This is a genomic window from Oceanibaculum indicum P24, from assembly GCF_000299935.1.
In the GTDB taxonomy this organism is placed as follows: domain Bacteria; phylum Pseudomonadota; class Alphaproteobacteria; order Oceanibaculales; family Oceanibaculaceae; genus Oceanibaculum; species Oceanibaculum indicum.
Genome location: NZ_AMRL01000003.1, coordinates 17446 through 42358, shown reverse-complemented (window position 1 = coordinate 42358; position 24913 = coordinate 17446). Strand labels below are relative to the sequence as shown.

Genomic DNA, 24913 nt, shown 5'->3' with positions numbered 1-24913 from the left:
GAGCGGGTTGGGCTACTGCGTCAGGTTCGGGATGAACATGCAGCGCACATGCCCCTTCCAGAAGCACAGCCAGAAGCGGTCGTCGATCGAGGTATAGATTGCGCGGTTGCGGTCAGGCCGCACCACCTGCCCGGTCGAGGTGATGACATAGCCGCTTTCGAAGGCGACAACCTCGCCCTTGTGTGCCGGCCGGCAATCCTCCACGCCGCAGCAATGCAGGCCGTCCGTGCCCATGTAGCGCGGGTCGCTCTGTATCCAGTAGGCATCGCCATGCACCAGCGTCAACAGTCCCATGCCGGCGGCAAGGGACGGTGTCAGGCCTGTGATGGTGGCTAACAGTGCGATCATACTTCTCCATGCATATTTTCTAATAATATTGGCATGGAAAGCCTTTATGCACCATCCCTTCACGTATCTTGTCACCTGAGCCACCTCCGGCTGGCGATCAAGTAACGCAAGGAATTTGTACGGCATTTTATGCAATTAACCCTATAACCTTTTGTTAATTACTTGGGAATAAGAAGAGGCGGTAATCATAATCCACAAGGATATCGCCATGTTCGCCAAGGGCATTCGTATTGCCAACCTGCTGACCGGCCTGTTCGCCGTTCTGCTGGTCTTCCTTCTCACCTTCTGTATCCGCGAGATGGTCTCGGCCGTCTCTCAGCAGCGTCAGGCCGGTCAGGTCCTGATCCAGGCCAATGCGGCCGGTGACGTGTTCGACGCGCTGCAGAATACCCGGCTGGAGCGCGGTCCCGTGACCAGCGCGCTGAAGGCTGATGCTGTGGCCTCCAACGGTCTGCTGGAGACGATCACCAAGGTGCGCGGCATCTCCGGCCCGGCGACCGAGGCCGTTATCAAGGCCTGCGGCGAGATCGATTGCGGTCCCGATGCCTCGGTGCAGAAGCTGACGGCGGCCCTCGACAAGCTGAAGGCACTGCGTACCGAGGTCGATCCCGGCCTGCGTGGTCCGCTGTCCAATCGCCGTGCCGGCCTTGCCGATGAATGGCAGAAGAACGCCACGGTCATGGTGAACCTTCTGGAATCCATCTCGAATCATCTTGGCACCGAAATGCGCCTGGCTGGCCCGATCAGCGCCGAGCTGATCGCCATCAAGGACGCCGCCTACCTGACCCGCGATGCGGTTGGGCTGGAGCGCGTCGTGGTCGGCGACGCCATCGATGCCGGCAGTGTGAAGCCTGCCCAGCAGGCCCGGATGCTGGTCTGGCGTGGCCAGGCCCAGGCGGGCTGGAGCCAGCTGGAGATGCTGGTGTCGCGCGATGGCGTTGACCCCAGGGTCGCGGCTGCCTTCGCCAAGGCAAAGACCATCTACATCGATACGCTGATCCCGGCGCGCGACAAGATCGACGCGGCGCTTGCCGCCGGTACCGCTTCGCCGGTGTCCAAGGCGGAATGGGGCAAGATCAGCATTGCGGCGCTGGACGACATGGTCGGCGTTGCCACCACCGCGCTTTCCGCCTTGTCGGACTATGCGGCGAACCGCAACGCGAATGCCCAGATGATGTTGACGCTGAACACCGGCCTGCTGCTGCTGGCGCTGGCCATCGGTGTCGCCGGCCTGATGATCGTGCGGGGCCGTGTCACCCGGCCCATGGCTGGCATCACGGCCGCCATGCTGCGTGTCTCCGAGGGCGATCTCGATGGTGAGATTCCCTACAAGGACCGCAAGGACGAGATCGGCGATCTGGCCGGTACGCTGGTCGTGTTCCGCGACAATGCGGAGGCCAAGCGGCGCATGGAAGCCGCCACCGCCGAGGAGCAGCGCAAGCGCGAGGAGCGCCAGCGCGCCATCGAGGCGATGCTGATGAAGTTCGACAGCAGCATCTCCGGTGTGCTGGGCGGTGTCGCCGCCGCGGCCACGGAGCTGGAGCGCACCGCCACCAGCATGACCGATGTCGCCCAGGTCGCCAGCGACCAGGCGCAGGCCACCTCGACGGCGGCGCAGCAGACCTCGGCCAATGTGCAGACCGTGGCGGCGGCGACCGACGAGATGTCTAGCTCGACCGCCGAGATTGCCCGTCAGGTCGAGCAGAGCACCAAGGTTGCCCGTCAGGCCTCGCATGAGGCGGAGCAGACCAGCAGCATCGTCGAGAATCTCGCCAATTCGGCGAAGCGCATCGGCGAGGTTGTCGGCCTGATTAACGACATCGCGGAGCAGACCAATCTGCTGGCACTGAACGCCACCATCGAGGCGGCCCGCGCTGGTGAAGCCGGCAAGGGCTTCGCCGTGGTGGCCTCGGAGGTGAAGAACCTCGCCAGCCAGACCGCCAAGGCGACCGAGGACATCGTCGAGCAGATCAACGCCATGCAGTCGGCCACCGGCTCGACGGTGGAGGCGATCGCGTCCATCGCCGCGGTCATCGCTCAGGTGAACGAGATTTCCGCCACCATCTCGGCCGCGGTCGAGGAGCAGAACGCGACCACGGCGGAGATCGCACGCAATGTGCAGGAAGCCGCCTCGGCGACCGAAGGCGTGACCGACAGCATCGAGAAGGTCAGCGGCGCCGCCGAGCAGACCGGTGCCGCCGGTGCGGAGGTGCTGAGCGCGGCGCAGGAGCTTTCGGAAAAGTCGGAGCAGATGCGCCGCGAGATCGAAACCTTCCTGGCCGATATCCGCGCAGCCTGATCTGGGCCGCAAGGAACTACCAAAGACGCCGGGCCTCGTGCCCGGCGTTTTCTTTTGTGTTTGTCTGTAATTCTGACGCTTGAATTGTGAAAGATGGCTTTCTCAGGTCGTCATTCCCGGCCCCAAGCCCCATGGGTGCCGGGAATCCAGGGTTCAGCTTACACGGGCGGGCATCCAGCAAGCCGAGGCCTGGACCCCCGCAACAAGTGCGGGGGGGGACGGGCAATGTCAGTGGCTGCCGCCGTAGCGTCAGTCTCTCGGGCGGGGAATGCAGCTCTCTAGCCCTCTTTCCCCGATGGCCCGCCATGCTATCGTGCCGCACCCGCCCGTTTATCCCGATGAGCCTGCATGACGCCACCGACCGATGCCGCCTTGCCGACGCCGCTCCGCTGGCTTGTGCTGTTCGGCGTGTGGGTCGTCTATTGCTGTTTCGGCCTCACCATCGCCGGCCTCGCGCCGCTGATCGGGCCGATCACCCGCGATCTTGGCATCAGCAACACGGCGATGGGCGGCGTGCTGGGCATCTGGCAGCTGGTCTATATCGGTGCCGCGATTCCCTGCGGCGCGTTACTAGATCGCATGGGCGCGCGCTGGGCGCTGCTGCTGGGGGCGATGATCATCGCGGCCTCGGGCTATCTGCGCGGCATGGCGGAAGGTGCGACGCTGCTTTATCTGGCGGTAGCGCTGTTCGGCATCGGCGGGCCCATCGTCTCCGCCGGCGCGCCGAAGGTGATCGCGCGCTGGTTCGCAGGCTCGGAGCGCGGATTTGCGATGGGCATCTACATCACCGGGCCGAATATTGGCGGCATCATCGCCTTTTCGCTGACCAATTCCGTGCTGATGCCGGCCTTCGGCGACGACTGGCGCGCCGTGCTGTGGCTGTGGGCGACGATCTCGGTGGCGGGCGGGCTACTGTGGCTGATGATCGCCAGCCTGCCGACGATCCGCGCCCGCGACGATGCGGAGGAGGCTGCGGCGCGCAAGGACGGGCAGGGCGGCGGCGTGGCCGAACTGCTACGCATCCCGGCGGTACCTATCATCCTGGTCATGAGCGTGGGCATCTTCACCTACAATCACGGCCTCAATAACTGGCTGCCGGAGCTGCTGCGCGTGTCGGGCATGACACCGGCCGAGGCCGGCTACTGGGCAGCGGTGCCGACGCTGATCGGTATCCTGGGATCGCTGGTCATCCCGCGCCTCGCTACCCCGGCGCGACGGCTGCCGATCCTGGCCGGCCTGTTCGTCGCCGCCTTCCTGTCCTGCCTGCTGATCGGTACGGTGTGGCAGCCCAGCCTGATGGCCGGCCTGGTGCTGCAGGGCATTGCGCGCTCCTCCCTCATGACCATCGCCATCCTGATCCTGGTGGAGACGCCGGGCATCGGCACCAGGCGGGCCGGGGCGGCCAGCGGCCTGTTCTTCGCCGCCGCCGAGGTGGGCGGGGCAGGTGGTCCCTTCGCTTTGGGCATGCTGTACGACATGACCGGCGGCTTTCAGGCCGGCCTTACCCTGCTGGCGGGCCTTTCCGCCGCGATGCTGATCTGCGTCGGGCTGCTGTACCGGCTGTCCAGGCGGCAGGTCGCCTAGCCGGCGCTGAACAGCGGGGAAGGGGCGCCCTGCGGCGGGTCGATATCGACACCCGTTACGGTTACTCTCTGCGATAGAGGCGTCCAAATCAACGTGCCGGTTGCCCATGGTCCCAGCATCGCCGACTGATCCTTCCGCGCAAACGCGATCTCCGCGTCCGCGCCGCGTGCTGGTGCTGGGCGCAACCGGAACCATCGGCCGGGCGACGGTACGCGCGCTCGTTGACCGGGGGCATGAGGTGGTCTGTTTCATCCGCCCCCGTGCTGGGTCGGGAGGCGTGCCGGGCGCTGACGAAATCGCGGGGATTCTGCCGGGCGCCAGCCTGCGCTATGGCGATGTAACGGATGCCAGTTCGATTGCGCGCGACGGCTTCCGCGGCGAGGCGTTCGATGCGCTGGTCTCCTGTCTTGCCTCGCGCACCGGCAGGGCCCGCGACGCCTGGAAGATCGATCATCAGGCCCATGCCGATGCCCTGGCAGCCGCGAAACAGGCGGGTGTTGCGCATATGGTGCTGCTGTCGGCGATCTGCGTGCAGAAACCGCTTCTGGCCTTTCAGCACGCCAAGCTTGCTTTCGAGCACGAACTGATCCACTCCGGCCTGACCTATTCCATCGTGCGGCCCACCGCCTTCTTCAAGTCGCTGTCCGGGCAGGTCGGGCGCGTCAAGCGCGGCAAGCCTTTCCTCATCTTCGGCGATGGCACTCTTACCGCCTGCAAGCCGATCAGCGATGGCGATCTTGGGCGTTATCTAGCTGGCTGCCTGGACGATGAAGAGCGCTGGAACCGCATCCTGCCGATTGGCGGGCCAGGGGATGCGATTACGCCCCGCCAGCAGGGCGAGATGCTGTTCGCCCAGCTGGGCCGCGAACCCCGATTCCGGCAGGTGCCGCTGGCGCTGCTCTGGGGCATCCGCTGGATTCTGGCCGCACTGGGCCGCGTCAGTCCGAAAATGGCGGACAAGGCGGAACTCGCCAGCATCGGTCTCTACTATGCCCGCGAATCGATGCTGGTCCTGAACCCTGAGACCGGAATGTATGACGCGGACGCCACCCCCTCCACCGGAACCGAGACGCTGGCCGGGCACTATGCCCGCCTGATCCGCGGCGAGGCCAGGGACGACAGGGGCGATCACGCGGTGTTCTGAGGCGGGCCCATATCGCCGCGTCATGCCGGGAAGCGGCTGACCCGCTTCACATAACCGCATTGAAGGCTTGCGCTCTGCTTCAGCGGGCTTTAATAGTCTAATGATAATTAGTCGCATTATTAGATGGGCCGTATATTTGCGGCCTGCTTAGGGTCATGTTTTTCCAAACCTCCATGGAGTGTAAGCAATGATCGGGGTCACGGAGACCGCTGGCCGGGGCTGCGGCCGCGCGGCGATGCTGGGGATGCTGCTGGCGACGACCGCCCTTGTGGCGGGTGCTGTGCCGGTGAAGGCGCAGCAGGCCGGTTCGGGCGGTGCGGTGCAGCTGTCGCCGGTTGTGGTCGAAGGCGAGGGCGGCAATGCCAAGTCGGATATCGGTACGCCGCCGCCGGCCTATGCCGGCGGCCAGGTGTCGCGCGGCGCGCGGGTCGGTGCGCTGGGCAACCGCGACATCATGGACGTGCCGTTCAGCGTGACCTCCTACACCGAGGAGCTGATCCAGAACCAGCAGGCCGAGACGCTGGCCGACGTGCTGGAGAACGATCCCGGCGTGCGCAGCACCTATGGCTTCGGCAATTTCGCGGAGCTGTTCGTGATCCGCGGTTTTCCGGTGAATGGCGAGGACATTACCGTGGACGGTCTGGCCGGCATGGCGCCACGTCAGGTCAGCGCCGTCGAATCGCTGGGCCAGGTTGAGGTGCTGCGCGGTTCCAACGCCTTCCTGAACGGTATCGGCCTCAGCAGCTCCGGCATTGGCGGCGGCATCAACTTGGTGCCGAAGCGCGCCGGGGACGAGCCGCTGACCCGCCTGACCTTTGGCTGGGAGCAGGAAAGCCGCATCGGCGCCCATCTCGATATCGGCCGCCGCTATGGCGACAACAAGGAATTCGGCGTGCGCGCCAATGTGGCGCTGCGCGATGGCGAGACCGCCATCGAGAATGAGCAGCGGGATGCGATGCTGGGCGCGCTGGCGCTGGATTATCGCGGCGAGCGCCTGCGCGCCACGCTAGACCTGTCCAACCAGCGCCTGCGGGTCGATCAGGGCCGTCCCACGGTTCGGCTGAACGGCACGTCGGTGCCCGGCGCGCCGGATTCCGACATCAATTACGGCCAGCCCTACGCCTATTCGGAGATGCGAGAAACCACGGCGCAGACCCGTGTCGAGTATGATTTCACCGACAACCTCATGGGCTATGCCGCCGTCGGCGTGCGCGACACCCGCGAGGATGGCGAGTTTGCCTCGCTGACGGTGAATGGCAATGGTGACGGCACGGTCGGCCGCATGTATGTCCCGCGCGAGGATTTCACCACCAGCGGCATCGCTGGCCTGCGCGGCGAGGCGGTGACCGGCATGGTTGCGCATCGCCTGGATGGCGGTGTCTCCGGCGCGCATACGGAGAACCGCAATTCCTTCGATTTCGCGGCCAGCAACCCGACCAGCATCTATAACCCGGTCGATTATTCCCGGCCCGATGCCTATCTGTTCAGCGGGTCGCAGACCGACCTGCCGAAGGTCAGCGAGACCGAGCTGCGCAGCGTCTTCTTCTCGGACACGCTGTCAGTGTATGACGACCGCGTGCAGCTGACGCTGGGTGCCCGGCACCAGTGGCTGCAGGTCGAGAATTTTGACCGCAGCAGCGGCGCGCGCACCAGCAATTACGACGAGTCCGAGACCAGCCCGGTGGTCGGCATCGTGGTGAAGCCGCTGGATTACCTGTCGCTCTACGCCAACCGCATCGAAGGCCTGTCGCAGGGCGACAGCGCGCCCTCCACGGCGGTCAATGTCGGCGAGGTACTGCCGCCCTATGTCTCGACCCAGTATGAGGTTGGCGCGAAGCTCGACTTCGGGCGGGTCGGCGCGTCGGTGGCGGTGTTCCAGATCGAGAAGCCGAACGCGGTGCTCGATCCGGCCACGCAGTATTATGGCGTTTCCGGCGAGCAGGAAAATCGCGGCATCGAGCTGATGCTGTTCGGCGAGCCGATGAAGGGGCTGCGCCTGCTGGGCGGCCTCACCTTCATCGAGGCGGAGCTGAACGGTACGGCCGGCGGCGCCAATGACGGCAACACCGCCGTCGGCGTGCCGGAGTTCCTGGCCAATGCCGGCGTCGAGTGGGATACGCCCTTCCTGCGCGGCCTTACCCTGTCCGGCCGGGTGATCCATACCGGCTCGCAATATGTAAACGACGCCAACACGCTGGAAATTCCGGACTGGACGCGCCTCGACATCGGTGCGCGCTACGCCACCATGATCCGCGAACAGCCGGTGGTATTCCGCGCCAATATCGAGAATGTGACGGACGAGGCCTACTGGTCGTCCGCGCAGGGCGGCTATCTGGTGCAGGGCCGGCCGCTGACGGCGAAATTCTCGGTGGCCGTCGATTTCTGACGCCAACTGACACGGAACCGGCACGCGCTGCGCCTTCGGGTCGGCGCGTGCCGTTTTCTGTCCGGGCGGTTTTTCGCCCGTGGCTTGCGGGACGATGGCCGGGGCAGGGGGTTGCGGAGCAGGCGCCCTCATGCTTGTTTTGGGGGCACCGGTTTTGCCTTCCCCGCGGACGGACGTCTCGATGCCCGCTTTCTCCCGCTTTCTGTACCTTGCGACAGGGTTCGCCCTGCTTGCCGGCTTGGCATTTGCCCCGCAGGCGGCGGCGGAATCCGTCCTGGACAGGGTGGAGCGCACCGGCGTGCTGAATGCCGGCACGCGCGACCAGATCCGCCCCTTCGCCTTCCGGGGCGAGGATGGGCGGTTTGTCGGCTTTTCCGTCGATATCATCCACCATATCCATGCCGCGCTGGAGGCGGAGCTTGGCCGCGATATTGCGCTGGAGATCGGCCAGGTTGACGCGCAGAGCCGAATCGACCGCGTCGCCGACGGCACGCTCGACATCACCTGCGACATTGCCAGCAAGACCTGGGTGCGCGAGCAGCGCATCGATTACAGCCTGACCATCTTCTACAATGGCACGCGCATCCTCACCGAACGGCAGATCGGGCTGGCCGGGCTTGGTGGGCTGGAAGGCCGGCAGGTTGGCGTCATCGCCAACAGTGCCACCATCGATGTGCTGCGCCGGTCCCTGCCGTCGGTAGAGCTTGTGCAGTTCCCGTCCATGAATACCGCGATGGCGGCGCTGGAAGCGGGCGAGGTGTCCGGCATCTCCAATATTTCCATCGTGCTCCGCGATTTGCAGCGCCAGGCGGCACAGCCCGGCCGCTACATCATCCTGCCGCGCGCCGGTTATCTGAATGGCGAGCCGATGGCCTGCATCCTGCCGCAGGACGATTCGCGCTGGCGCGATTTCGTGGACCGCACGCTGGTACGACTGCTGAAGGGGATCGAGGAGTATCGCGGGCCCTATTTCGAGACCTATCAGAAATGGTTCGGCCCGAACGGCGACCTGCACTACCCGCTGAACCGCGACGCGATCAATCATTTCAACCAGATCCGGGGCTGGATTGATGAGTGATGCGGTCAGGGACTTGCTGCGCACGCTGGTCCTGTCCCTGCTGCTTCTGCTGACCATCGGCGGGCCGGTCATGGCGGCAGACGATCTGGCTGCCCTGCGCGCCAAGGGGCAGGTGACCATTGCCGTGAAGGCGGATTATCCGCCCTGGGGCTTCCGCGATCCTCAGGGGCGGCTGATCGGTATGGAGATCGACCTAGCGCAGGATATCGCCCGGCGGATCGGCGTGCCGGCCCAGATCGTCGCCGTGCAGTCCGCCAACCGGCTGGAGGTGCTGCGCCAGAACCAGGCGGACATCGTGATCGCCACCATGGGCGATAATGCCAGCCGGCGGCGCATCATCGGCATGGTCGAGCCGCATTATTATGCCTCCGGCATCAATCTGCTGGCCCGCGAGGAATTGCGGATCGCGCGCTGGGAGGATCTGCGCGGCATGCCGGTCTGCGCCAAGCAGGGGGCCTATTTCAACAAGTCGGTGGCGCGCCGCTACGATCTCGACCTGCGCATCTTCAAGGAGACGCGCAATGCCAAGCTGGCGCTGCGCGACCATCGCTGCGTCGGCTTCCTGTTCGACGATTCGGCCATTGCCGCCGACCTGCTGCAGCCGGAATGGCAGGGCTATACCATGCCGTTGCCGACGCTGGACGAGATCGGCTGGGCCATCGGCATCCGCCAGCAGGCGCTGGGCGGCGATCTGGACCGGCTGCTGTCCGATGCGGTGGCGGAATGGCATCGCGAGGGGCTGCTGCTGGCGCTGGAAGCGAAATGGGGCATCAAGCAAACCGGCTTCCTGGTCGAGATGAACCAGCTGTGGAGGGCGCGCGACGCGAACGGGGACTATATCTGCCGGCGCGGGGCGGATGGCAGCTTCCCCATGGCGTGCCGGCCGACCCGGGTGGAGGCGCAGCAGGCCGCCCCGCGCCAGCCTGGCGCGCTGGAGGCCTGGCTGAAATCGGCCGGCCTCAACCTGACCATCCTCTACGATCCCTATGACCGCGCGCAGTTCCTGCGCGGCCTTGCCAACACCATCCTGCTGGCGCTGGGCTGCATCGTGCTCAGTGTCGCCATCGGCATTACCGGCGCCTGGCTGCTGGGAGTCGGCTTTCCGCCGGTGCGCTGGATGGCGACCGCCTATGTGGAATTCTTCCGCTACACGCCGCCGCTGGTGCAGCTCTATTTCTTCTTCTTCGGCATCGGCGCGATGCTGCCGCTGGTCACTGCGGCAAACGGGGTGGAGACGCCGCTGATGGGTGGCTTTGCCTGGGCGGTGATCGCGCTGGGTATCTATGCCGGTGCCTCCAACACGGTGATTTTCCGCGCCGGCATCGACGCGGTGCCCGCCGATATCCACGATTCCGCCGTGGCGCTGGGCTACAGCCCCTTGCAGGCCTATGTGCGGATCATCCTGCCGCTGGCGCTGCGCAACTGCCTGGCGGCACTGAACGCCAATCTGGTGAACATCGTGAAGGCGACCGGCCTTGCCTCCGCCATCGCCGTGCCGGAACTGCTCTATGTCACCAACCAGATCTGGCCGGAGGAGGGCAACACGGTCGAGATGATGAATGTGCTGCTGGTGATCTTCTTCCTGCTGGTCTCGGTGCTGGTCTATGGCATGCACCGTCTGGAAAAGCGTCTGCGCATTCCAGGGCAGGGGGGCTGAGGCCGGCATGGGCAGGACGCTGGACACGCTGATCGCCTGGACGCCGGAGCTGGCGGCGGGCTTCCTGATGAACATCGTCATCAGCCTAGGTGCGATGGCGCTGGGCACCGCCATCGGCATGCTGGTCGGGCTGGGCCGCAATTCCAGCCGCGACTGGCTGCGCCGGTCCTGCTGGGGGGTGACGCAGTTCCTGCGCAACACACCGTCGCTGGTGCTGCTGTTCTACCTTGCCTACATGCTGCCCTATGAGGTGCAGCTGGCCGGCATGACCATTCCGCTGCCGGGCTGGCTGAAGGCGGTGATCGGCCTGTCGATGCCGGTGATCGGCTTCATGTCGGACAATGTCTATGGCGCTATCCGAAACATCCACACCGACCAGTGGGACGCGGCGGCGGCACTGCCGCTCAGCCATTACCAGACCATGACCTCGGTGATCCTGCCGCAGGCGACGCCGATGCTGCTGCCGCCCTGGATGAGCTATTTTGCGGTCATCGTCATGGCCTCCTCGACGGCCTCCATGGTCGGGGTGAAGGAGATATTGTCGAGTGCGACCGTGGCGATGGAATCGGTCAGCGACCCGGCGCTGGTGATCCCGATGTATTTCTACGTGCTGTGCTGGTTCTTCGTGTTCTGCTACCCGTTCTCGCACATCACCCGCTGGTTCGAACGGCGGCGCTGGCGGTAGTCAGCGTTAGGGCGTCACGTCCAGGCGGGTGAGGTAGGCCAGCACCCAGCCCAGCGAATGCTCCGCCTCGAACCGCACGGGCACCCATAGATCGGTTCCCTCGGGCTTGGCGAACCAGACATGGGAGGGCGGCATCGGTTCGCTGCTGGTGCGCCAGCGTGTGCCGGTATAGCGCCCGGCGATGCTGTCGTAATGCACCCGGCACTTGACGGCCGGGCCGGCATAGACGCCATGGCGCCCGGCTGGCAGGGTTTCCTCGGCAATCCGTTCGAACCGCAGATCATAGCGCCGCCGCCCGTCGAACACCGGTACCTTCCACTCGCACGCGCCGGCCTGCGCGTAGGCCGGCTGGTTCACGAAGAGGACGGCGCTCAGCGGATCGATGGTATCGCGGCGCAGGCGGGCGGGTACCGGCTCGCGCTCCGACGGGTCCTCGACGGGCTCCACCGTCACCTCGACCGGGCCATGATCGCCATAGCGCATCTCGACCAGCCGCGAATCGCCGCGCCAGATGCCCTTGTTCAGATGGACGCTGGGCTGCAACTCGCCATCGGCGATGCGGCCCTCGGACAGCGTATGCTGGGAGAAGCCCGACACCCAGCCGGCAAAGCCGCGGCTTTGCAGCTGTGTTTCCAGATTATAGCCATCTGCCTTCAGCCGGGTGCGGCTGTCGATGGTCAGCACATGCAAACCGCCGGCAAACACATCGACGGCAATCGATATCTCGCGCGGCTGCTCCAGTGGAGCGGCCAGGGCGATGGGGGTGGTGAGCACGAGTGCGGCGAAGCCGTGGAACAACGAGCGCATGGCTGAAGGCCTCCGTTCCCGATGGATATCGGGTGGCGGCGCGCAACTTCAACCAGGGCGTTTGCGGTCAGCGTATGCCGGTACCGAACAACCGCCACTTTGTGGCTTCGTAATCCGCCAGAGGATCGTACAGGTCGGTCGGCAGGGCCAGCGATTCGGCGGTCAGCGCGCCGATGGTGGACAGCAGGGTCAGTTCGCCGACCACGACATCGCGTTGCCGTCCCGTACGATTCACCTCCGCATCCAGCAATTCCTGCTGCGCGTCCAGCAGGTCGAGCAGCGGGCGCCGGCCAATCTCCACCTCGCGGCGCACGCTCTCCAGCGCCAGCCGGGCGGCGGCGATCTGTTCGTCCAATGCACCGACGCTGGCCCGTGCCGTCTGCAGGTCGCGCCAGGCACGGATCACCTGTTCCTGCACCTTGCGCAGCTGCGAGACGGTTTCCAGCTGGCGCTGGTTGGCGCGCTTCTTCGCCTCGCGCAGCCGGGCATGATCCGCCCCCGACTGATAGAGCGGCACGGTCAGCTGCACGCCGAGCGAGGCCTGGCTCTGGCGGTCCAGCGGCAGGGGATCGTCATAGCTGTCCTCCTGCACCCGGCCGACCAGTGCCACAGAGGGCAGCATCTCACCCCGGCGGATACGGATCTGGTCGCGGGCGATGGTCTCGGCGAGGCCGGAGGCGCGCAGCACAGGGTTCCAGCGTTCCGCCAGGTCGATGGCCGCCTCCAGCGTTTCCGGCAGGCCACTGACCGGGCCCGGCATCTCCGGTGCTTCCGGCGGCTGGCCGACGATCTGCGCATAGGTCGCGCGCGACGCGTCGAGCTGACCCTGTGCCGCGATCAACTGCGCGCGGGCCTGCGCCAGCCGCGCCTCGGCCTGCGACAGGTCGGCCTGGGTGGCGTCGCCCACATCGTAGAGCGCGCGTGTCGTGCGCCGCCGCTCCTCCAGCACCGCGATATTGTTCCGGTTCAGCGCCAGGGTGCGGCTGTCGCGGATCACGTCCATGAAGATGCTGCCGGCCTGCAGCAGCACTGTCTGCTCGGTATCGGTCAGCAGCGCCCGCTGCCGGCGGATGGTGTTCTCCGCCTGGTCTAGCGTCGCTGACAGCGCGCCGCCGCGATAGAGCGTCTGGTTATATTCCAGCGCGCCGCTCAGGGTGCGGCGGTCATAGGAGGGCGAAATGCGCTGGTCGATGGTGGCCTCGTCGGCATTGCCGCGCAGCGTGACGGTCGGCATCCAGCCGCCCAGCGCCTGCGGGCGCTGCTCGTTGGTTACGCGCAGCTCCTCCCGCGCCGCCATCAGGTCGGCATTGTTCTGATAGGCCGAGACCAGCGCGTCGATGATGGTCTCCGCCGAGGCAGGTCCGGTCAGCGCCAGCATGGCGGCGGTGGAGAGCAGGAGGGCGCGTATCCGCATGATCCGTCTCCTCCCGTCAGACCAACTGGCGGCGGGCGAGTTCCGCGAACTCGCCATTCAGCGCCATCAGCGCGTTGAAATCGCCCTGCTCGACGACACGGCCCTGCCGCATCACGAAGATGCGATCCACATTCTGGATGGTGCTGAGCCGGTGGGCGACCACGATGCGCGTCATGTTCATCCGCGCCAGGCTGGCATTCACCACCTCCTGCGTGCGGTTGTCGAGCGCGCTGGTCGCCTCGTCCAGGATCAGGATGCGCGGCTTGTGCACCAGCGCGCGGGCGATCATCAGGCGCTGGCGCTGCCCGCCGGACAGCGTGCCGGCCCCTTCCGACAGTACGGTGTGCATGCCCATCGGCATCGCCTCGACATCCTGGTCGAACCCGGCCATGCGCGCGGCCTCCCAGGCATCGTCGATGGTGAGCGGCAGGCTGCCGACGATATTGTCGAAGATCGAGCCCGACATGATGCGGCCATTCTGCAGCACCACACCGATCTGCCGGCGCACCGCCTGCATGTCGAGGCCGGAAATGTCCTTGCCGTCGATATAGACGCCGCCGGCTTCGGGCTGCTCGAAGCCCAGCACCAGCCGCACCAGTGTCGATTTGCCAGAGCCCGAGGCGCCGACAAAGGCGACATAGCTGCCGCTGTCGATGGTCAGCGACACGCCGTCGATGATCGGCGGCGTTTCGGGGTTGTAGCGGAACACCACCCGGGAGAACTCCACGGTACCATCGATGGCGCCGGGATCGGCCTTGCCGTCGGTGATCTCCGGCACCGTTTCCAGGATCGGGCGCACGCGCTCATACAGCGGCACGATGGCGATCAGCACCGAGACTGTGCCCAGCAGCCCGACCATGGCGGCGCTGAACTGCCCGAAGGCTGCGTTGAAGGCCAGGAAATCGCCGATGCCGAAACCGCCCTCTCCCTGTTCGCCGCCCTTCAGCAGATAGCTGATCGAGGCGAACAGCACGATAGAGGCCAGCAGAGGAAACAGCGCGGTGATGACCGCCTGTATCGCGGCCAGTTTGCGCGCCTTGTAGGTGATCTCCTTGGTGATGCCGAACTGTTCGGCCCATTTCGCGAAGGCGCGCGGCTCGCTGGCCGAGATGCGCAGCTTCGACAGGCCGGTGAGAAGCTGGAAGATCAGCCCTTCGATCCTGCCGCCGCGGCCGATCATCTCGCGCTGCAGCGGCACCATCGCCAGCGCGATGGTCAGCGAAGCCCCCAGCAGCACGGCAACGATGGCCAGCGCGATAAAGGCCAGCTTCCAGCTGTACCAGAACAGCAGCAGCAGGCTGAACAGCGAGAACAGCACCGTCATGACCGATTGCATGATGGTGCCGCTCAGCAGTTCGCGGATCGCGTTGATGCCGTTGGCGCGGTCGGCCAGGTCGCCGGACGAGTATTCCCGGAAGAACGGCACCGGCAGGGCCAGCAGACGGTCCCAGACGGCAGTCTGGATGCTGGCATCCATGCGGGTCTGCACCCGCAGCACGGCGAAGCTGCGGGTTACCGTGAAGGTTGCGGTGCCCAGCGCCGCCAGCACCAGCCCGGCAATGATCGTCAGATGCCCCGGAATATCGGCGCGCGGGATGATGCTGGCGAAAATCTGCCCGGTCGCGATCGGTGTCGCCAGCGCGATCAGCCCGGCCAGGATGCCCATCATCACGATGGTCGCCATGTCGCGGCGCAGCCCGCGTAGCCCGAAGGCGAAAACCTCGCGTACGCGCATCGCGCGCGCTGGGAACGGACGGTAGAAGACATGCGCCTCGCCGGACAGGCTGTCCGCCAGGGCTGCTGTGACGGGGCGCCGCGTGCTGTCCGCCGGATCGGCCATCACATAGCGGTCAACGCCATCAGGCAGCAGTGCAACCGGCCTGTTGTCCGCCGCCCGATAGGCCAGCAGCGGGCCATTGTCGCGTCGGTACCAGTCGTCGAACAGCACGACCCGCCGCACGCGGATGTGCGAGCGCCGGACGATGTCGGAGAGCAGGCGGGGCGCGGCATCGGTATCGTCGGTTGGTGGCGTCAGCGTGATGCCGGCGGCCTGGGCGACCAGGCTTGCGGCGTCGAACAGCGGGTCGCCGGTCGCCGCCGTGCCGGTGACGGTGCCTTCGGCCTCCGGCCCTGTCAGGATGCCGCCGATCCGCCGCAGCGAGGCGTTGAAGGTGGCGCGGTTGGCGCCGGCCTTGCGCTCCAGCCGGCTGGTCTCGCTGGCACCGGCCTCCTCGCGCTGCCGGGCGATGACCTGCATGACAGCCAGGTGGAAGGAATCGAGGCTTGCCCACAGCATGCCCCGGAACAAGGCGGTCGGCGTATAGGCGCCGGTGAGGCGGCAGTCGGACTCGCAGGCCAGCCACATATTGCCGGCCAGCGGCAGCGGAATGCCGGCAGTGTCCTCCGTCAGGCGCCAGCGGCCGATGGCGGTTGCATATCCGGCATCCAGCGTGACCCAGATCGTGTCTCCGCGCTGCGGCGTCAGTACCGCGCCGGCGGTGAAGGCGATGTCCGGCTCGGCTTCCAGATAGCCGGTCGGGCGCGGTCCGCCGACCGGTGCCACGATCTCCGCCAGGGCGGCGATCCAGCGGTCGATCCAGTCCACCACGATCAGGTCGAAATCATCCTGCTCGATATCGCTGCGCCGGGCGCGGAACAGCTCCGTCCCCATGGTCGCCACCGCGCGCAGGCCGATCTGGGAGCGGCCATCGGCAACAGTGTCATCGGGGATAGCCGGCATGCCGAAGATCAGCTCGCCCTCGCTTACCCTCATCAGATGCTGGCCGGTGCCGGCGACGGCGCCATCGGTCAGCGGCACGGCATAGATATCCACGCTGCCCTTCAGCACCAGCCAGATCAGGCCGGGGTCGCTGACCAGGAAGGGATTGTGATAGCCGACCGACAGCTTCTCGCCGTCGATCTTGGCCAGCAGTTCGGCATCGAAACTGTCATATCCGGTGATGGCGGGATCGGTCATCTCAGGCTTCTCCCGACCGGATCAGCCGACGATAGGGGCCGTCCACGGCGATCAGTTCTTCGTGCTTGCCGCGTTGCGCTGCCTGTCCGCGTTCCAGCACGATGATCTCGTCGCAGTCGCGGATCGTGCTGAGGCGGTGTGCGACGATCAGGCAGGTGCAGCCGCGCCGCCGCAGATTCTCGTCGATGCGTTTCTCGACCACCGGGTCCAGCGCACTGGTTGCCTCATCGAGGATCAGCACGGTCGGGTTGCCGGCCAGCGCGCGGGCGATCTCCAGCCGCTGGCGCTGGCCACCGCTGAAATTCCCGCCATTCTCGGCAATCAGCGACTCGTAGCGGCCGGCCCGGCTTTCGATGGCATCCAGGATGCAGGCATCGCGCAGCGCCCTGGTGATCATCTCCTCGCTGACGGAATTGTCCCACATGCCGATATTTTCCCGCACCGTGCCGGCAAACAGGAAGATTTCCTGATCCACCGTGGAGACGGAGTTGGCGAAATAGGCGTGCGGCAGTTCGTCCAGCGGGATGCCGTCATAGAGCACGCTGCCGGACCAGGGGCGGTACAGGCCGCTGACGATCTTGGCGATGGTCGATTTGCCGCTGCCCGACCCGCCAATCAGGGCGACGCGCTGGCCCGGCTGCACGGTCAGGTTCAGCCCATCGATCAGCGGCTTGTCGGAGCGGTTATAGCCGAACACCAGGTCGCGCAGCTCGATATGGCCGCGCAGCTTCGGCGGCAGAGGGCGCTCCGGCGCGGCGGTGGCGAACATCCGTTCGGTTTCGCCCAGCCGGTCATCGATCCGGTACTTCTGCACATCCTCGATGCGCGTCAGGCTGCCCTTGATGGTCTGGATCTCGCCGCCCAGCCCGACCAGCTGTTCGATGGGTGTGGAGAAATTCGCCAGCAGCGCCTGGAAGGCGACCAGCCCGCCGATGGTCAGTTCGCCGTCGATGACCCGGAAGCCGCCCACCGCCAGGATCGCCGCCGTGGACAGCGCGGACAGCAGGATGGGGGCGGCGGAGATCAGCGTCGTGGTGACCGCCAGCTCCTGCTGGGCGGTCAGGTACTTGGCCTGCAACCCGGACCATTTGGAGAAGAAATCGCTCTCCGACCCGCTGGATTTCAGCGTCTCGATCAGCTGGATGCCGCTGATCGAGGTGGCGGCCAGCTTGCCCTGTTCGTTCACAAGTTTGCGGCTGCTGTCCTCGCGGCGGCGGGCGACGACCTTCAGCGCCAGGAAGTTCAGCAGTGCCAGCCCGACGCCGATGATGGTCAGCCAGACATCGTAGAACAGCATGACGATGGCGTAGAAACCGATCATCACCAGGCCGATGATGTTGTTCGCCAGCTGCCCGGACAGCAGGGTGGCAATGTCGTCGTTGGAGGAGACCCGCGCCGAGATATCGCCGGGGAAGCGCTGGTTGAAGAACTCCACCGGCAGCCGCAGCACATGCCAGAAGAACTGGGCGGAGGAGCTGAGCGCCAGCTTCATCTCCAGCCGCGACAGGTGGATCTGCTGCAGCCAGGTGAGGGTGCCCTGCAGCGCGGCGGTCACCGCCATGCCGATCAACAACGGCAGCAGCCATTGCGAGGTGCCGCCGATCAGCACGTCATCGACGAAGATCTTGGAAAAGACCGGAATGACCAGGCCGGGGAGCACCAGCAGCAGGGTGGCCAGCATGACATAGGCCATAGCGCCCTGCGAGCCGCGCAGCCGGCGCTTCAGCGGGCCAATGATGCTGGGCTTCTCGCCGCCCTTTTTGAAGTCCGGCGTGCGCTCGAACACCAGGCACACACCGGTGAAGCCCGAATCGAACTCCTCCAGACTGACCGTACGCGGACCCAGCGCCGGGTCGTTCAGCCACACCTTTCCGGCTTTCCGATCGATCCCTTCCAGAACCAGGAAGTGGTTGAAGTTCCAGAAGATGATCATCGGGAAGGGCAGGTTGGTGACACTCTCCGGCTCGCGCCGGTAGCCCTTCGCCACCAGCCCGTAGCGCCGTGCCGCGCGCAGGATGTTGGAGGCCTTGGAGCCGTCGCGCGACACGTCGCACTCCACCCGCAACTCCTCCAGCGGCACCCAGCGACCGAACCGGGCGAGGATCATCGCAAGTGCGGCGGCGCCGCATTCCGTTGCCTCCATCTGCAGGATGGTGGGCGTGCGGAAGCGCCGGCCGCCTTTCGGGGCATTCGGCTTCGGCGCCGGGGATGGGGCAGGAGCGCCGGGGGCTACGGGGGCGGATGTGCTGTCGGTCATCGGCGATCAGAACAGCCCGGTATATTCGCGCAGCAGCGGGATGATGAGGGTCACCGGCGCTTGCTCGGAAACCGTGATCTCCGCGCTGGCCAGTGTGCCGCCGGACAGTGCCAGCGTCGCTCCCTTGGCGGAACTCCAGCGATAGCCGCTGACCGTCTCGGGGTCGTGCTGCAGCGCCACACGGGCGACGTAGGGCGGTCCCCCCTGCTGGAAATTGCGCGCCAGCTCGTCATTCTGCAGCACCGCGCGCATGCCCTCCAGCGTCGCCGGGAAGTCGGAGACCCAGTCCACAGTGCCAAGCGCGGTGCCATATTCCTCGCGCCGGGCGGTGGAGGGGGAAATCTGCACCGGCATACCGGGCTTTACCCGCTTGCCATGCTGCGGGGGGATGTAGAGGACAAGATCGAGGAACGTGCCGCCGGATTGGAAGGCGAACAGCGACTGGCCTTCCGTGACCAGCGCGCCCTGCGAGACCTTCACCTCGGTAACCGTGCCGCTGGCCGGAGCGATGACGATGGTGGCGCGGTTCAGCGTCGCCTCGACCTGCGCCAGTTGCCGGCGTGCCTCGCTGACCGCATCCTCGGCGGCCCGGCGGCGATTGTCGAGCGTTGCCGAGAGGTCCAGCGCCTCGGCCTCGATCCGCGCCAGGTCGTTGCGCACCTCCGCCACTTCCTGGGCGGCGCGGTTGGCCTCGTCGCGGGTCCGGGCCACGACCTCGCGGGTGATGACCTTGTCCGCCAGCAACCTTTCCTCATCGGCCAGCCGCCCGCGCAGGAAGTCCAGCCTTTGCTGCCCGGCGGCCAGCCGGTCGCGCAGGGCCGCCCGGCGGCGGTCGAAATTCTGCTGCTTCACCGCCCATTCCTGGTCGGCCTGTTCTTCCACGCGGCGCTGGTTGTCCAGCTTCTCCTCGACCACGGCCAGCGCATTCTCATAGCGCTGCGCGGCATCGGTCTGGGACAGCCGGGCGACGACCTGTCCGGCAGCGACCGTCTCGCCGACACGGATGTCGATCTCGCTCAGCGTGCCGCTGCCCGGGGCCTGCACATTGACGACCTGCCCACCGGTGCTGATGAGGATGCCATTGCCCTGCACGCGCGTCGGGATGCTGCCGAGGATGCCCCAGGCGATGGCGGCGGCGGCGATCACGCACAGCATGACCAGCGCCATCCAGCCGCGCGGTCTGGTGACGGTGATCAGACGGTCGAGCTGGTCCGGCGAGGACAGCCGTTCCAGCGCGGTCTTCCTGAAGATACCGTCCGCCATCGATTCCGCCCCTTCCTTCGTTCCCGCCGTCCTTGCGCGGCTTAGCGCCGCTTCACGCAGGTCAGCCGGTTCTCCCCGTTGCGCCGTTCATAGGCGACTTCATCCATCATCGCTTCCACCAGATGCAGGCCAAGCCCCCCGACCGGCCTATCCTCGACATTGCCCTCCAGTGTCGGTTCGGGCGCCTGCGCCAGCGGATCGAAGGCGATACCGTCATCGCGCACGACCAGCACGATGCGGTCGCTCTCGATTGCGACCTCGACCGTGACCGTGCCGGCCGCGCCGTCCGGATAGCCGTAGGAGATCGCGTTCGTCACCAGCTCGTCGATGGCGAGTTCGATGGCATAGGCGATATCGGGGGCAAGGCCGTTCTCCTCGATCAGCGCGGTGACCGCGCCGACGATTTCCGGGATGGCGTTCCGGTCATTGGCGATGGAGATTTCCAGCCGCGCCGCCATAGCCCGTTACGGTTCCACTGCCGGAGAGGGGGGCGGAGGGGGCTGCAGCGGCCCGAGCCGGCCCCGGTCCAGCTGCGCCAGCAGATCGGCGCACAGGGTGGCGAAGCGCATGTCATGGCTGGAGGCCAGGATGGTCATGCCGGTGGCCGCCATCTGGCGGATCAGCTCCGCCACCTTGTCCACCATGCGCGGATCGAGGGCGGCGGTCACCTCGTCCAGCAGCAGGATTTTCGGATCCATCGTCAGGGCGCGCACCAGCGCCACGCGCTGCTGCTGGCCGGCCGAAAGCTCCCCCGGATAGCGCTCGCGCAGCTCCGCCACTTCCAGCCGGTTCAGCAAATCGATGGCCTGCTCCTCAGCCTCCGCGCGCGGCCGGCGCAGCACCTGGCGCGGCCCCATGGTCAAATTCTCCAGCACGCTCTTGTGTGGAAACAGGCTGTAGCGCTGGAACACCATCCCGACATAGCGGCGCAGCGCCTGCAGGTCGGTACCGGGCTGGGTGACGTTGAAGGGGCCGGCCTGGATATGCCCCTGATCGGCGGGGGTGAGCGCATTCACCAGGCGCAGCAACGTGGTCTTGCCGGTCCCCGACGGTCCGGCGATGCAGACCACCTGGCCGGGCAGGACGGTGAAGGAGACCGCCTCCAGCACGGGTGTCTCTCCGAAGTGCTTGCTGACATCCTCGAAGCGGATCGCCGCCGTTGTCACCGTTTCCGTTGCCAAGGCCGTGTTTCCCATCCTCATGCCTCCGCCGTCGCCAGAATGCCATAGCCGAGGCCCGGCGGGGTGACCGACCGCAACAGCCTGTCGAACGTAGCCAGCGTGGCGGAGCGGGTGACGCCGGATTCCGGCCACACACTCTCCGCCTGCATCCGGACGTTCCGGAAGCCGGCATCGCGCAGTTCACCGGCCAGCATGGCCGGGCTGTAGAGATGATAGAACAGTTCGATCCGCTCGCCGTCATGCGCGCGGCTGTAAAGAATATCGCCGTCCTCGCGGGCCGGCGGGCGCGGCTGGCCTGCCGCCAGGGCAGCCTTGTGTTCCTGCTGCTCCAACCGGAACCGCCGGGCGGCATTGGGCACGCTGACGACGAGGTTTCCGCTGCCTTGCTGCGTCAGCAGGTCGCGGATGCGGCGCAGCGTTGCCACCCGGTTCGCCCGGCCCGGAATATGCCCCAGCACGCCGAACATGATGAGCGCCAGATCGACCGGCGCGCCCTCGGTATAGTCCTCGCGCGGGCCGAGGATCGTCTGCACCCGGTCGCGTGCCGGTTCATTGGCGATGCGGCGCTCCAGGCTCTTCAGCGCCACCGGGCAGATGTCATAGGCGAATATCCGCGCGCCTGTCGTATGCAGCAGCGGCAGCACATAGCGCCCGTCGCCGCAGCCGAAATCCAGGATGGCGCGGGCCTCCCTGCCGACCTGCAGAATCGTCGCCAGGCTCTGCGCATTGTGGCGGGGATAGCGCTGGTCGTAGAAGCCACTGGCGAAATAGCGTTCATAGGCACGCGCAATGGCCGCGATCTCGCCATCGCTCGCGTTCTGTATGGCCGCAGCGTCGTTCATCTCGTCCGTCTTTTCCATCGCCTGTTCAGCCTGGGAACCATAGGGCAGGGAGGTCTCCTCCGCCGTGCCGGGCATCCCGCTTTCACTGGCATTCCGTTTCATCTTGCACCCGGCCATGGTCATGTCCGCCCGCCCGGCCCGGCATAGCGCAACGCCAGGCATGTCAGATCATCCGATTGCGGGGCGGTGTTGCTGAAGGCGCCCACATCGTCCACCACGCGCTGGGCCAGCACCTCGATGGCAAGGGAATGGCTGCCCTGCAGGGCAGATTCCAGCCGGGCCTCGCCATATTCCTCGTTGGCAGGGTCGAAGGCTTCCGTCACGCCATCGGTGAACAGGAACAGCGAGTCGCCCGGCCGCAGGGTCACGCTTTTTTCCGCGAAGGGCATCTCGTCGAGGATGCCGAGCGCCATGCCGCCGGTGGTCTCCAGCGCCGTGACGGTACCGTCCGCGCCGATCAGATAGGGCGGGTTATGCCCGCCATTGGCAAAGCGGAACTCGCCGGTGCGGGCATTGAGGATGCCGTAGAACACGGTAACGAACAGCTCCAGCGGGTTCTCCTGGCATACCAGATCGTTGGCGCGGGCAAGGCAGTCGCCCGGACCGTCCGCCTTCTGCGCCACGCTCTGGATCACCGTGCGCGACACTGCCATGAAGAAGGCCGCCGGCACGCCCTTGCCGGACACGTCGGCCATGACCACGGCGATGCGGTCCTCGTCCAGCATGAAGTAATCGTAGAAATCGCCGCCGACATGGCGCGCCGCCTTCATCATCGCGTACCCGGTGAAGCGCGGGTCCTGCGGGAAGGCGGCCGGCAGGATGGCGGTCTGCATGTTCTGGGCGAGCAGCAGCTCCTGCTCGATCTGCGCGTTGGCGGCTTCCAGCTGTTCATTCTTCTGCTGCAGCTGCAGGGTGCGTTCCTTCACCAGCGCATCCAGTTCCTCCTGGCGGGCGAAGACCTGCTTGGCCATCTCCTCGAACACGCGGGCGAGGTTGCCGAACTCGTCGCTGCGGCCGGCGACCTGCTGAAGCTGGCCCCGGACATAACGCTGCTGCTCGACCGCGTGGGCCGCCTCGCCGATGCTGGTGAGCGGGCGGGTCAGCCGGTGCGAGAACCAGGTCGCGGTGATCAGGCTGGCGGCCAGCACCAGCCCGGCGACGATGGCGGTATAGATCAGGCTGGACTGCATCAGCTTCTGCAGCCCGTCGGTCGGCAGGCGCAGCAGCGTGGCGCCAATCGGGCCGCCATCGGGACCGGGGATCGGCGTCACCACCACCATGTCGCGCCCGGCCAGCCAGCTTGCCGTGCTGCCGGTGCGGATGCTGTCGTCCAGCGCTTCTTGCTCCCGGCTGTCCGGCGGCTGGTTCACCTCGTCACCGAACACCGTGCCCTGGGCGAGCGGCTGGAACTGATAGTCGAACACCCAGATCGCGTTCACGCGGCCGCTATCCAGCAGGCTGCGCACCACCTGCACGAGGCCGATCCTGTCCACGATGCCGCCGATAAAGTCGAAATCATAGCCGACCAGCGCCGCCCCCGGTGCGCTGACGCCGCGTACGCCGGCATATTTGAAGCGCTTTCCGTCGAGATCGCGGTCGATGCCGGGGCCGGTGACGGAGAATTTCTCGCCCGACAGCAGATGCCAGAAGCGCGACAGGACCGGGCTGCGTTCCGGGTCGGGGAAGATCTGCAGGCCGACATCCGGCAGGCTGCCATAGGTCGAAGTGCCGGATTCGTCGAAACCCCAGATTTCGGTGATCGCGCTGCGCGCCGTGATCTCCATCAGCCGGGCATTGACCGCCTCGGTGGAGAGGCCAGCCTGCTCCGCGATGTCGAACAGATGCGCTGTCAGCAGCGCCTCGGACACCATCTGCCGGCCGATCACCTGCTCGATTTCCGCCGGCACCGTGTTGGCGACGGAGGCCGCCTGCGCCAGCACGCGGGCGATGCGGGTGCCATCGGATTCCGCCTGCAGCAGGATCGCGTTGCGCGCCTGCCAGCCGAGCGAGACCGCCAGCCCTAGGATGGCGGCGCTCAGCAACCCGACGATCAGCAACAGGAGGCGGAGTTTCAGCGACATGGTGAGGGAATGCCCCGAACGACGGAAAGGGGGCCGGCGGTGCGCGGCCCGGTCGAAGGCATCACAGCTTACCTGTTACCGGCCAAGGCGGCGCCGCTGTCCGGATAGATGGTGAAGATCGCGAGAAAGCCACTGATCTCGAAGACCTTGGCGATATTGTCGTTCAGCGCGCACAGGCTGAGGCGACCCTTGCCGGCCTTCACCCGCTTGGCCGCCATCAGCATGACGCGCAAGCCGGCGCTGGAGATGAATTCGAGCCCGCCGAAATCGATCACGATGTCGTTCCGGCCGCCTTCGATGCGTCCGATGATGTGCCGCTCGAACTCCGGCGCTGTCGTGCTGTCCAGCCTGCCGGACAAGATGACGACCAGCGTATCGCCGTGATCGCTTTCCTTGATCTCCATAGCCCTCTACCGATTGCCTGCTGTTGGATGCATCCGGTTGGGCCACTGGATACCCAGCGGCTTGCCCGGCGATGCTGACATTGAAGCTAACATATCCGGCTCAATTGGCGGAACCGACATTGACGCCATCCGTGAAGGAGATCATCGCGGAAAAGTTCGATGGCATGGGCGTACCTGTCAGCGGTCCGGTGCCGCCGACCACGGCATCCAGCGCCTCGTCTTCGAGTTCGCCAGCGGCGTCCGGCGCGGCAGATGTCACGATGGGAACATAGACGAGATTGCCGTCCGAGCGCCCCAGCACCTCGGCGACCTGGTCCGGAGCCGTCTCGACACAGACGAAGCGGATGCCGGCCGGCACCGTGATGCCGACAGCCTGCAACAGGGCCACCGGCTCGGTCTGCAGCCTGTCGCGGAAATGGGCGTCTGTCGTGGCCAGCCGCACAATCTGTTGCCAGACCGTGTCCTTCAGGCGTTCCGCGGGAGACAGGGGTTTATCGATCATGGGG

General features: G+C 66.2%; 19 protein-coding genes. 7 read left to right on the top strand and 12 right to left on the bottom strand.

Features of this window, described 5'->3' with window-relative positions; all coding sequences use genetic code 11:
* Positions 1-12 precede the first annotated feature (12 nt).
* The gene (locus P24_RS03560) at positions 13-348 is read right to left on the bottom strand and encodes a hypothetical protein (protein WP_008943329.1); all 336 of its coding nucleotides are present in this window, start codon (positions 346-348) and stop codon (positions 13-15) included.
* Between the two features lie 208 nt (positions 349-556).
* On the opposite strand from P24_RS03560, the gene P24_RS03555 reads away from it, so the two are divergent.
* From P24_RS03555 to P24_RS03525, 7 genes are all read left to right on the top strand, one after another.
* Entirely contained in the window at positions 557-2647 is a 2091-nt protein-coding gene (locus P24_RS03555; RefSeq protein WP_008943328.1) for a methyl-accepting chemotaxis protein, read from the top strand.
* 348 nt (positions 2648-2995) lie between these two features.
* A complete protein-coding gene (locus P24_RS03550; RefSeq protein ID WP_008943327.1) occupies positions 2996-4231 on the top strand; it encodes an MFS transporter in 1236 nt (411 codons plus the stop codon).
* 106 nt (positions 4232-4337) lie between these two features.
* Positions 4338-5375: an NAD(P)H-binding protein gene (locus tag P24_RS03545; protein WP_192813228.1), complete on the top strand. Its 1038-nt coding sequence runs from the start codon at positions 4338-4340 to the stop codon at positions 5373-5375.
* Positions 5376-5562: 187 nt separating this feature from the next.
* Positions 5563-7761 carry a TonB-dependent receptor gene (locus P24_RS03540; protein WP_008943325.1) on the top strand — a complete coding sequence of 733 codons (2199 nt, stop codon included), beginning with the start codon at positions 5563-5565 and terminating at the stop codon, positions 7759-7761.
* A 181-nt stretch (positions 7762-7942) separates the two neighbouring features.
* Positions 7943-8839, top strand: coding sequence for a transporter substrate-binding domain-containing protein (locus P24_RS03535; protein ID WP_008943324.1), 897 nt, complete (start codon positions 7943-7945; stop codon positions 8837-8839).
* Positions 8832-10496 carry an ABC transporter substrate-binding protein/permease gene (locus P24_RS19610; protein WP_083859518.1) on the top strand — a complete coding sequence of 555 codons (1665 nt, stop codon included), beginning with the start codon at positions 8832-8834 and terminating at the stop codon, positions 10494-10496. Before P24_RS03535 ends, P24_RS19610 begins: the two co-directional genes overlap by 8 nt.
* Before the next feature lie 7 nt (positions 10497-10503).
* Positions 10504-11181, top strand: coding sequence for an amino acid ABC transporter permease (locus P24_RS03525; RefSeq protein WP_008943322.1), 678 nt, complete (start codon positions 10504-10506; stop codon positions 11179-11181).
* 6 nt (positions 11182-11187) lie between these two features.
* On the opposite strand, the gene P24_RS03520 is transcribed toward P24_RS03525, so the two are convergent.
* From P24_RS03520 to P24_RS03470, 11 genes are all read right to left on the bottom strand, one after another.
* Positions 11188-11988: a DUF3108 domain-containing protein gene (locus P24_RS03520; protein WP_008943321.1), complete on the bottom strand. Its 801-nt coding sequence runs from the start codon at positions 11986-11988 to the stop codon at positions 11188-11190.
* Between the two features lie 67 nt (positions 11989-12055).
* Positions 12056-13402, bottom strand: a complete 1347-nt coding sequence (locus P24_RS03515; RefSeq protein WP_008943320.1) for a TolC family outer membrane protein — start codon at positions 13400-13402, stop codon at positions 12056-12058.
* 16 nt (positions 13403-13418) lie between these two features.
* Positions 13419-16379: an NHLP bacteriocin export ABC transporter permease/ATPase subunit gene (locus P24_RS03510; protein WP_008943319.1), complete on the bottom strand. Its 2961-nt coding sequence runs from the start codon at positions 16377-16379 to the stop codon at positions 13419-13421.
* Position 16380: 1 nt separating this feature from the next.
* Positions 16381-18636, bottom strand: a complete 2256-nt coding sequence (locus tag P24_RS03505) for an NHLP family bacteriocin export ABC transporter peptidase/permease/ATPase subunit (RefSeq protein WP_083859509.1) — start codon at positions 18634-18636, stop codon at positions 16381-16383.
* Between the two features lie 6 nt (positions 18637-18642).
* Complete coding sequence (locus tag P24_RS03500) at positions 18643-19899, bottom strand: NHLP bacteriocin system secretion protein (RefSeq protein WP_008943317.1); 1257 nt, start codon at positions 19897-19899, stop codon at positions 18643-18645.
* Between the two features lie 41 nt (positions 19900-19940).
* Entirely contained in the window at positions 19941-20357 is a 417-nt protein-coding gene (locus P24_RS03495; protein ID WP_008943316.1) for an ATP-binding protein, read from the bottom strand.
* A 6-nt stretch (positions 20358-20363) separates the two neighbouring features.
* On the bottom strand, positions 20364-21080 hold the full coding sequence (locus tag P24_RS03490) for an amino acid ABC transporter ATP-binding protein (RefSeq protein ID WP_192813227.1): 717 nt from the start codon (positions 21078-21080) through the stop codon (positions 20364-20366).
* A 17-nt stretch (positions 21081-21097) separates the two neighbouring features.
* A complete protein-coding gene (locus P24_RS03485) occupies positions 21098-22045 on the bottom strand; it encodes a class I SAM-dependent methyltransferase (protein WP_192813226.1) in 948 nt (315 codons plus the stop codon).
* On the bottom strand, positions 22042-24003 hold the full coding sequence (locus P24_RS19065; RefSeq protein ID WP_008943313.1) for a PP2C family protein-serine/threonine phosphatase: 1962 nt from the start codon (positions 24001-24003) through the stop codon (positions 22042-22044). The genes P24_RS03485 and P24_RS19065 overlap by 4 nt, the downstream gene beginning before the upstream one ends.
* Before the next feature lie 68 nt (positions 24004-24071).
* The gene (locus tag P24_RS03475) at positions 24072-24407 is read right to left on the bottom strand and encodes an STAS domain-containing protein (protein ID WP_008943312.1); all 336 of its coding nucleotides are present in this window, start codon (positions 24405-24407) and stop codon (positions 24072-24074) included.
* A 100-nt stretch (positions 24408-24507) separates the two neighbouring features.
* Positions 24508-24909, bottom strand: coding sequence for a hypothetical protein (locus tag P24_RS03470; RefSeq protein ID WP_008943311.1), 402 nt, complete (start codon positions 24907-24909; stop codon positions 24508-24510).
* Positions 24910-24913: the final 4 nt, after the last annotated feature.

What these genes read in the sequence shown, in the direction of transcription:
- P24_RS03560 (WP_008943329.1), bottom strand. Translation starts at nt 348, where the DNA reads ATGATCGCACTGTTAGCCACCATCACAGGCCTGACACCGTCCCTTGCC.
- P24_RS03470 (WP_008943311.1), bottom strand. Translation starts at nt 24,909, where the DNA reads ATGATCGATAAACCCCTGTCTCCCGCGGAACGCCTGAAGGACACGGTC.
- P24_RS03485 (WP_192813226.1), bottom strand. Translation starts at nt 22,045, where the DNA reads ATGACCATGGCCGGGTGCAAGATGAAACGGAATGCCAGTGAAAGCGGG.
- P24_RS03545 (WP_192813228.1), top strand. Translation starts at nt 4,338, where the DNA reads ATGGTCCCAGCATCGCCGACTGATCCTTCCGCGCAAACGCGATCTCCG.
- P24_RS03550 (WP_008943327.1), top strand. Translation starts at nt 2,996, where the DNA reads ATGACGCCACCGACCGATGCCGCCTTGCCGACGCCGCTCCGCTGGCTT.
- P24_RS03515 (WP_008943320.1), bottom strand. Translation starts at nt 13,402, where the DNA reads ATGCGGATACGCGCCCTCCTGCTCTCCACCGCCGCCATGCTGGCGCTG.
- P24_RS19065 (WP_008943313.1), bottom strand. Translation starts at nt 24,003, where the DNA reads ATGTCGCTGAAACTCCGCCTCCTGTTGCTGATCGTCGGGTTGCTGAGC.
- P24_RS03540 (WP_008943325.1), top strand. Translation starts at nt 5,563, where the DNA reads ATGATCGGGGTCACGGAGACCGCTGGCCGGGGCTGCGGCCGCGCGGCG.
- P24_RS03475 (WP_008943312.1), bottom strand. Translation starts at nt 24,407, where the DNA reads ATGGAGATCAAGGAAAGCGATCACGGCGATACGCTGGTCGTCATCTTG.
- P24_RS03535 (WP_008943324.1), top strand. Translation starts at nt 7,943, where the DNA reads ATGCCCGCTTTCTCCCGCTTTCTGTACCTTGCGACAGGGTTCGCCCTG.
- P24_RS03500 (WP_008943317.1), bottom strand. Translation starts at nt 19,899, where the DNA reads ATGGCGGACGGTATCTTCAGGAAGACCGCGCTGGAACGGCTGTCCTCG.
- P24_RS03525 (WP_008943322.1), top strand. Translation starts at nt 10,504, where the DNA reads ATGGGCAGGACGCTGGACACGCTGATCGCCTGGACGCCGGAGCTGGCG.
- P24_RS03510 (WP_008943319.1), bottom strand. Translation starts at nt 16,379, where the DNA reads ATGACCGATCCCGCCATCACCGGATATGACAGTTTCGATGCCGAACTG.
- P24_RS03495 (WP_008943316.1), bottom strand. Translation starts at nt 20,357, where the DNA reads ATGGCGGCGCGGCTGGAAATCTCCATCGCCAATGACCGGAACGCCATC.
- P24_RS03555 (WP_008943328.1), top strand. Translation starts at nt 557, where the DNA reads ATGTTCGCCAAGGGCATTCGTATTGCCAACCTGCTGACCGGCCTGTTC.
- P24_RS03520 (WP_008943321.1), bottom strand. Translation starts at nt 11,988, where the DNA reads ATGCGCTCGTTGTTCCACGGCTTCGCCGCACTCGTGCTCACCACCCCC.
- P24_RS03505 (WP_083859509.1), bottom strand. Translation starts at nt 18,636, where the DNA reads ATGACCGACAGCACATCCGCCCCCGTAGCCCCCGGCGCTCCTGCCCCA.
- P24_RS19610 (WP_083859518.1), top strand. Translation starts at nt 8,832, where the DNA reads ATGAGTGATGCGGTCAGGGACTTGCTGCGCACGCTGGTCCTGTCCCTG.